A 6,800-nucleotide genomic window follows, 5' to 3' on the forward strand; every position below is an offset into this window, starting at 1 on the left:
GCTGAGGAAGCCCGCTGACTACAATTGCTGTTTCGCGTTTTGAAATGACCAAGTCCTCTCCCCGCACCAAGGCCGCCTCGAGCGACGGCGATGCCGACCTCAGCTACGAGCAGGCGCTCGACGAGCTGGAGCGCATGGTGGCGGCCATGGAGGGGCAACAGCTGCCGCTGGACCAACTTCTGCACAGCTACAAGCGGGGCGCCGAGTTGCTGGCTCTGTGCCGCGGGCGGCTGCAGGCGGTGGAACAGCAGGTCAAGCTGCTGGACGGCGCCGAACTGAAGGCCTGGGAGGGCCCCGAATCTTGAATGCACAGGACTTTGACCGCTGGGTGCAGGCGTCTTTGAACGCCTTCGAAGCGGCGCTGGATGATCTCGTGCCCGCTGCCGCGCCCGCAGGCCTCGGCGAGGCGATGCGCTATGCGGTGCTGGGCGGTGGCAAGCGCCTGCGCCCGCTGTTGGTGCTGGCGAGCTGCGCGGCCGTGGGCGGCGACAGCTTTGCGGCCATGCGCGCAGCCTGCTCGGTCGAGCTCATCCACGCCTATTCGCTGGTGCATGACGACATGCCCTGCATGGACAACGACGTCATGCGCCGCGGCAAGCCGACGACGCACGTCGCCTTCGGCGAAGCCCAGGCCATGCTGGCGGGCGACGCGATGCAGGCCCTCGCCTTCGAGGTGCTGACGCCGGACACGGGCATTGCTCCCGCCCTGCAGGCGCGGTTGTGCTCGCTGCTGGCCCGCTCGGCCGGCCACGACGGCATGGCCGGCGGCCAGGCCATCGACCTGGCCAGCATTGGCAAGCGACTGGACGAAACCACGCTACGCGACATGCACCGCCGCAAGACTGGTGTGCTGCTGCAGGCCAGCGTTCTGATGGGCGCGGCCTGCGGGTCGGTGTCGACGCAGGCGACCCAGTCGCTGTCCGACTACGGCGCGGCGCTCGGCCTGGCCTTCCAGGTTGTCGACGACATCCTCGACGTGACCCAGGATTCGGAAGTGCTGGGCAAGACGGCCGGCAAGGACCAGGATGCCAACAAGCCGACCTACGTCAGCGTGCTCGGCCTGAACGCGGCACGCGCCCTGGCTCAAGCGCTGCGCGCCGAGGCCAAGGCGGCCCTGGCCGCCAGCGGCCTGGCCGATGTGAGCCACCTCAGCCTGCTGGCCGACTCCGTTGTAGAGCGGGACAACTAAAGAGGACCGCCATGGAATACACGCTGCTCAAAGGCATCGACAGCCCGGCCGACCTGCGCCGCCTGCCGCGCACCGAACTGCGCAAGCTGGCCGACGAGGTGCGCGCCTTCGTGCTGGAGAGCGTCTCCAAGACCGGCGGCCACCTCGGCTCCAACCTTGGAACGGTCGAGCTGACCGTGGCCCTGCACTACGTCTTCAACACGCCGGACGACCGGCTGGTGTGGGACGTGGGCCACCAGACCTATCCGCACAAGGTGCTGAYCGGCCGGCGTGACTGCATGCCGGGCCTGCGCCAGATCGGTGGCATCAGCGGCTTCCCGCGCCGCGACGAGAGCGAGTACGACACCTTTGGCACCGGCCATTCGTCGACCAGCATCTCCGCGGCCCACGGCATGGCCATGGCCTTCAAACTCAAGGGCGAAGACCGCCGCGCCGTGGCCATCATCGGCGACGGCTCGATGACGGCCGGCATGGCCTTCGAGGCGCTGAACAACGCCGGCGTGGCCCATGGCGGCCTGATGGGCGACCTGCTCGTCATCCTGAACGACAACGACATGTCCATCAGCCCGCCGGTCGGCGCGCTGAACAAATACCTCGCGCGGCTGATGAGCGGCAGCTTCTACGCCGCCGCCCGCGAAAGCGCCAAGAGCGTGCTGAAGAACACGCCGCTCTACGAGTTCGCGCGCAAGTTCGAGGAGCACACCAAGGGCATGGTCGTGCCGGGCACCATCTTCGAGGAGTTCGGCTTCAACTACGTCGGCCCCATCGACGGCCACGACCTGGACTCGCTGATCCCGACGCTGGAGAACCTGCGCGAGAAGAAGGGCCCGCAGTTCCTGCACATCGTCACCAAGAAGGGCGCCGGCTACAAGCTGGCCGAGAACGACCCGGTCAAGTACCACGCGGCCTCCGGCAAGTTCGACCCGGCGGTGGGCTTCGTCAAGCCGGCCACGCCGCCCAAGACGACCTTCACGCAGGTCTTCGGCGACTGGCTGTGCGACATGGCCGAGGCCGACCCGCGCCTCGTGGGCATCACGCCCGCGATGCGCGAGGGTTCGGGCATGGTGGAGTTCCACAAGCGCTTTCCGCAGCGCTATCACGACGTCGGCATTGCCGAGCAGCACTCGGTCACCTTCGCCGCGGGCCTGGCCTGCGAGGGCATCAAGCCCGTCGTCGCGATCTATTCGACCTTCCTGCAGCGCGCCTATGACCAGCTGATCCATGACGTCGCCATCCAGAACCTGCCCGTGCTGTTCGCGCTGGACCGCGCCGGCCTGGTGGGCGCTGACGGCGCCACGCATGCCGGCAACTACGACATCGCCTACACGCGCTGCATCCCCAACATGGCCGTGCTGACGCCGGCCGATGAAGACGAATGCCGCCAGGCGCTGTATACCGGCTTCATGCACAACGGGCCGGTGACGGTGCGCTACCCGCGCGGCGCGGGCGTTGGCGTCGTGCCTGTCAAAGCCATGACGGCCCAGGCCTGGGGCAAGGGTGAAGTGCGTCGGCAGGGCCAGCGCATCGCGATCCTGGCCTTTGGCACGCTGCTCTATCCCGCGTTGGAAGTGGCCGAGCGCCTGGACGCGACGGTCGCCAATATGCGCTTCGTCAAGCCGCTGGATGCTGAGCTCGTTGCCGAACTGGCGCGCACGCATGACGTCATCGTCACCGTCGAGGATGGCTGCATCATGGGCGGCGCCGGAAGCGCCGTCGTCGAGGCGTTGAACGCCGCCGGCCTCGGCGTGCCGGTGCTGCAGCTCGGCCTGCCCGACGAGTTCGTCGAGCACGGCGACCCGGCCAAGCTGATGAGCCTGTGTGGCCTGGACGCCGCCGGCATCGAGGCCAGCATCGTCAAGCGCTTCGGGACGAAGCCGACGGTCGTGCGCGCCGCAGCGCGCTGAGCAGGTCTTCGATCAAGGGCTGCGCCGGCCGATGCAGCGGGATCAGTGCGCTGACCCGGTAGGGAATCGACACCGACAGTGGCCGCACGACCAGGTCGGATCCCGCACAGGCCGCTGCCGTCAGCGGGTTCACGATGGCCACGCCCAGCCCGGTCCGCACCAGTTCGCAAACGGCCACGGCGCTGTGCGTCTGCACGCGCAAACGGCGCTGGATGCCCGCGGCATCGAAGCGCGCATCGATCTCGCGCCGATAGGGGTCGTCCTCGGCGAGGCTGATGAAGTGCTGGCCTGCGAAATCCTTCAGCGCCAGCCGCTTGCGCGACGCTAGTGCGTGGTCGGCCGGCAGCACGGCCACTTCGTCTGCCTCCAGCACCGGCTCGACACGCACGCCGGGCAGGGGTGTCGCCTGCTCGGCCAAGCCGAGATCGAAGCGCTGCTCGCTGATCCAGGCGTCCAGAAGCGGTGGTTCGGCCGGCGTGATGGACACGCGTGCCGACGGGTTGGCGGCCAGTAATTGCTGCAGGGCAGCCGGCAACAGCGCGTGGCTCAACGCGGGCAGGCTCAGCAGACTCAGCTCCGCATCTTCCGAACGCCCCAGCGCCTCCGCCCGTTCGATCACGCGGGCCAGGCCCTGGAAGCTGCGTTCGACCTCGTCGAACAGCGCCCGCGCGCGCGCCGTGGCCTTGAGGCGGCCGCGCTCGCGCTCGAACAGGGCATAGCCCAGGAGATGCTCGAGCCGGGCGAGGTCGCGGCTCAGGGTCGGCTGCGAGGTGTGCAGCAGCGCGGCGGCGCCGGTGACGCTGCCCGCCGTCATGACCGCGCGGAAGACTTCGATGTGGCGGTGCTGGATATCCATATCAGGACTGAATTGTCGCTGCACAAATTTCAATTTGATTGAATGGGTCGCCGCGGGCATGCTTCGATCCATGACAAAGCCTCTGCCTGCCGCCCTGAACCCCGCCCGCCTGCAAGCTCTCGCCGCCGAGCACGGCACGCCGCTGTGGGTCTATGACGCCGCCACCATCCGCGAGCGCGCCGCGTCGCTGAAGCGCTTCGACGTCGTGCGCTTTGCGCAGAAGGCCTGCTCCAACATCCACGTCCTGAAGCTGCTGCGCGAGGCTGGCGTCAAGGTCGACTCGGTGTCGCGCGGCGAGATCCTGCGCGCGCTGGCGGCAGGCTACGAAGCTGGTGGTGACGAGATCGTCTTCACCGCCGACCTGTTGGACCACGCCACGCTGGCAACGGTTGTCGAGCACCGCATCCCTGTGAACGCCGGCTCCATCGACATGCTCGATCAGCTCGGCACGGCTTCGCCCGGCCACGCGGTCTGGCTGCGCATCAACCCAGGGTTCGGCCATGGCCACAGCCACAAGACCAACACCGGCGGCGAGCACAGCAAGCACGGCATCTGGCATGCGGACCTGGGCGCGGCGCTGGCTGCAATAAGCCGCCATGGGCTCAAGCTCGTCGGCCTGCACATGCACATTGGTTCGGGCGTGGACTACGAGCATCTGGCCCAGGTCGGCCAGGCCATGGTCGGCCTGGTGCGCGAAACGGTCGCGGCCGGGCATGACCTGCACGCGATCTCGGCCGGCGGTGGCCTGTCGATTCCCTACCGCGATGGCGATGCGCGCATCGACGTGGCCCACTACTTCGGGCTGTGGGATGCCGCCCGGCGTGAGGCTGAAGGCGTCGTGGGTCACGCGCTGAAGCTGGAGATCGAGCCTGGCCGCTACCTCGTCGCCGAAAGCGCCGTGCTTCTGGCCGAGGTGAGGGCAGTCAAGAACTCGGGCGCCAACCGCTTCGTCCTTGTCGACGCGGGCTTCAACGAGTTGATGCGCCCGGCCATGTACGGCGCCTTCCATGCCATGAGCCTGATTGGCGCCGGCGGCCCCGAGCGGCCCACCGTCGTGGCCGGTCCGCTGTGCGAGTCCGGCGATGTGTTCACGCAAGGCCCCGGCGGCGAGGTGCTGACGCGCGACCTGCCGGCAGCAAGCGTTGGCGACCTGCTCGTCATCCACGACGCGGGTGCCTATGGCGCCTCCATGTCCAGCAACTACAACAGTCGGCCGCTGGCGGCCGAGGTGCTGGTCGACGGCGACACCAGCCGCCTGATCCGCCGTCGCCAGACTGTCGAGGAGCTGCTGGCGCTGGAAACCTGAGCGTTTCTCCGCTGCGGCGGCGCGTGCAAGTCCGGAGATCATCCGGCCATGAAACTCGTCCCCATCCAGCAGGTTGCCGGTCACATCAAGGCCGGGGCGCCCCTGCCTTTCGGGGTGCGTGATGCCGAGGGCAAGCTGCTGCTGGCCAAGGGCCAGCCGGTGCCCAACGAGCAGATGCGCGAGGCGCTGCTGAACCGCGGCGTGTTCGTCGACATGGAGGAAGTGCGCGACGCCTCGGCGCGTAGCAGCGATGGCGGTGCGGGCAGCGAGGACTTCTTCGGCCGCTGGGAGGCGATGCAGACGCGGTTGTCCGTACTGCTGCGCACGCCGCAGGAAACCCTCTTCCTGCCACGCGTCAAGGAATGCGCCGCCCAGCTCATCGTGTGGGCCGAGCGCTTTCCGGACCAGTTGCTCTTCGTCGTCGTCCAGCACGACCACAGCCGCCACGAGGTCTATGGGCTGGCCCACCTGCTGCACACGGCTGCCCTCGGTGCGCTGTTGGCGCGGCGCCTGGCCTGGACGCCGGAATGCCAGAAGAGCCTAGTTGGCGCCGCGCTGACGATGAACCTGTCCATCATCGACCTGCAGGGGCGCCTGGCCTCGCGTGGCGGCAAGCTGGCACCACCCCAGCGCGCGGCCATCGACCGCCATCCTGACGAAGCCGTGGCCTGGCTGCGCAACGCCGGCCTGGACGATGCGCAATGGCTGGCTGCGGTGGCCCAGCACCATGAGCAGCCGGGCGGCGGTGGCTATCCGCAAGGCTTGGCCGAGCCCGACGAGGCGGCCCAGCTGCTGCGCCTCGTCGACATCTTCCTGGCCAAGCTTGCCAGCCGCGGCGGCCGCGCAGGCATGCCGGCACCGCAGGCGGCCAAGTTGCTCTACACCGGCAGCAATGGCCATCCCTTTGCAGCGCTGCTGGTCAAGGAGGTCGGCATGTTCCCGCCCGGCACCCTGGTCAAGCTCGCCAGCGGCGAGATCGCGGTGGCGGTGCGCCGCGGTACATCAGGCAACACTCCCATCGTCAGCGCCGTTATGAATCGTCATGGGGATGCCTTAGGCTCTCCCGTCAGGCGTGACACGGCGGTGGCCGAGCATGCGATCACGGGTCTGGTGGCCGCGCAGGTGCTGCGCGTGAAGCTCAGCCCGCACCAGCTCTACGACCGCCGCTACGAAGCCTGAGCGTCCGGCCTCATAGGCTGGATCAATGATGTCGATTTGATAAATGTTTTCTACTGAAAACTCATCTTCGATATAGTTCTACCTATCCCATCAACCAGCGCCCTACGGAGCTTTCGAATGTCCCTGATCAACACCCAAGTCCAGCCTTTCAAGACCGAAGCCTTCCACAACGGCAAGTTMATCACCGTTAGCGACGAAACCCTGAAGGGCAAGTGGTCCGTGCTGATCTTCATGCCGGCCGCTTTCACGTTCAACTGCCCGACCGAAGTCGAAGATGCGGCCGACAGCTACGCCGAGTTCCAGAAGATGGGCGCCGAGGTCTACATCGTCACGACCGACACCCACTTCTCGCACAAGGTGTGGCAC

At 67.6% G+C, this 6,800-nt stretch carries 7 protein-coding genes; 6 read left to right on the top strand and 1 reads right to left on the bottom strand.

The genetic code is table 11. The annotated features are described in order from the left end of the window. The first annotated feature begins 44 nt into the window (after positions 1–44). The 3 genes from xseB to dxs are packed head-to-tail and all read left to right on the top strand — an operon-like array spanning position 45 to position 3,093. The gene (gene xseB / locus ACXJKR_RS20315) at positions 45–305 is read left to right on the top strand and encodes an exodeoxyribonuclease VII small subunit (protein ID WP_056198557.1); all 261 of its coding nucleotides are present in this window, start codon (positions 45–47) and stop codon (positions 303–305) included. Further along, a complete protein-coding gene (locus tag ACXJKR_RS20320; protein WP_056198553.1) occupies positions 302–1,189 on the top strand; it encodes a polyprenyl synthetase family protein in 888 nt (295 codons plus the stop codon). Before xseB ends, ACXJKR_RS20320 begins: the two co-directional genes overlap by 4 nt. 11 nt (positions 1,190–1,200) lie before the next feature. Next, positions 1,201–3,093, top strand: coding sequence for a 1-deoxy-D-xylulose-5-phosphate synthase (gene dxs, locus ACXJKR_RS20325; RefSeq protein ID WP_457324354.1), 1,893 nt, complete (start codon positions 1,201–1,203; stop codon positions 3,091–3,093). Here the strand turns inward: dxs and ACXJKR_RS20330 are convergent. Continuing rightward, on the bottom strand, positions 3,044–3,949 hold the full coding sequence (locus ACXJKR_RS20330; protein ID WP_457324355.1) for a LysR family transcriptional regulator: 906 nt from the start codon (positions 3,947–3,949) through the stop codon (positions 3,044–3,046). The genes dxs and ACXJKR_RS20330 overlap by 50 nt on opposite strands. Before the next feature lie 70 nt (positions 3,950–4,019). Here ACXJKR_RS20330 and lysA point away from each other — a divergent pair, with 70 nt between their 5' ends. The 3 genes from lysA to ACXJKR_RS20345 form a co-directional block, all read left to right on the top strand. Next, entirely contained in the window at positions 4,020–5,255 is a 1,236-nt protein-coding gene (gene lysA, locus ACXJKR_RS20335) for a diaminopimelate decarboxylase (RefSeq protein WP_457324356.1), read from the top strand. A 48-nt stretch (positions 5,256–5,303) separates the two neighbouring features. Beyond that, positions 5,304–6,434: an HD-GYP domain-containing protein gene (locus ACXJKR_RS20340; protein ID WP_457324357.1), complete on the top strand. Its 1,131-nt coding sequence runs from the start codon at positions 5,304–5,306 to the stop codon at positions 6,432–6,434. Positions 6,435–6,551: 117 nt separating this feature from the next. Further along, the coding region (locus ACXJKR_RS20345; RefSeq protein ID WP_457324358.1) for a redoxin domain-containing protein at positions 6,552–6,800 on the top strand (249 nt) is incomplete at its 3' end.

The sequence above is a fragment of the Roseateles sp. P5_E11 genome (genome assembly GCF_054049355.1).

What these genes read in the sequence shown, in the direction of transcription:
- xseB (WP_056198557.1), top strand. Translation starts at nt 45, where the DNA reads ATGACCAAGTCCTCTCCCCGCACCAAGGCCGCCTCGAGCGACGGCGAT.
- ACXJKR_RS20330 (WP_457324355.1), bottom strand. Translation starts at nt 3,949, where the DNA reads ATGGATATCCAGCACCGCCACATCGAAGTCTTCCGCGCGGTCATGACG.
- lysA (WP_457324356.1), top strand. Translation starts at nt 4,020, where the DNA reads ATGACAAAGCCTCTGCCTGCCGCCCTGAACCCCGCCCGCCTGCAAGCT.
- ACXJKR_RS20340 (WP_457324357.1), top strand. Translation starts at nt 5,304, where the DNA reads ATGAAACTCGTCCCCATCCAGCAGGTTGCCGGTCACATCAAGGCCGGG.